Origin of the sequence: Kitasatospora aureofaciens, assembly GCF_019192735.1 — a bacterium.
GTDB classification, from domain to species: Bacteria; Actinomycetota; Actinomycetes; order Streptomycetales; family Streptomycetaceae; genus Kitasatospora; species Kitasatospora aureofaciens_A.
In genome coordinates, this window is sequence record NZ_JAHTKP010000183.1 from 1 (window position 1) to 995 (window position 995).

The 995-nt window shown below is 67.8% G+C and carries 2 protein-coding genes; both read left to right on the forward strand.

Going from position 1 to position 995, the window contains the following annotated elements:
• The first annotated feature begins 87 nt into the window (after positions 1-87).
• Positions 88-378: a transposase gene (locus KV557_RS41880; protein ID WP_218207369.1), complete on the forward strand. Its 291-nt coding sequence runs from the start codon at positions 88-90 to the stop codon at positions 376-378.
• A 17-nt stretch (positions 379-395) separates the two neighbouring features.
• Positions 396-995 (forward strand): IS3 family transposase (locus KV557_RS41885; protein ID WP_218207370.1); only part of this gene is annotated, 600 nt, incomplete at its 3' end.

Genomic DNA, 995 nt, shown 5'->3' on the forward strand with positions numbered 1-995 from the left:
TGAAGTTCCCCCACTGAACTGGACAGCCTGATACTGGGACGTTGAGTCCCGGAGGAAGCAGTCCTGATAGTGAGCGGTAAGAGCAACATGAGCAAGCGGTACACGGCCGAGTTCAAGCGGGACGCGATCGCGCTCGTCCGGTCCTCGCCGCATCGGAACGTCACCGAGATCGCCCGGGAGCTGGGTGTGAGTCCCGAGGGGCTGCGGGGATGGGTGAAGCAGGACAAGACAGACCGGGGCGAGGGGCCGGCCGGCGCGCTGACCACCGATGAACGCGAGGAGCTGCGACGCGTTCGCCGCGAGCTGGCCGAGGTCAAGAAGGCGAACGAGATCCTGGTAAAAGCCGCGGCCTTCTTCGCGAAGGAGATCGTGAAGTAGGCGATGTCTGCCTCTTCATCGATGCGGAGAAGGCCACCGAGGCGAACCCCGGCGGCTACAGCGTCGCGCGGCTGTGTCGCGTGATGGGCGTCAACCGCTCTACCTACTACTCGTGGCTCGCGTCGCGGCCGGCCGCTGCTGAACGGCAGTGCGCCGAGGATGAGTTGGCCGGTCGGATCCGGGAGATCCATGCCGCCTCCCGGGGCGCCTATGGTGCCCCGCGCGTGCACGCCGAGCTGCGGCGGGGCGGCCATGCGATCAACCGGAAGAGGGTCGAGCGGATCATGCGCGAGCGCGAAATCCGCGGCATCACCCGCCGCAGGCGCCGCCACCTGACGAAGCAGGACACCAAGGCCGCCCCAGCCCCGGACCTGGTCGGCCGCGACTTCACCGCGGCCCGGCCCGGCACCAAGTTGGTCGGCGACATCACTTACCTGCCGACGATCGAGGGATGGTGGTACCTGGCCACAGTCATCGACCTGGCGACACGCGAGGTGATCGGGTACGCGATGGCTGACCACCACCGCGCCGAGTTGGTCACCGACGCCCTGAAGATGGCCGCCGGCCGTGGCGACCTGAAGCCCGGCTGCATCATGCACAGCGACCGCGGAAGCGAG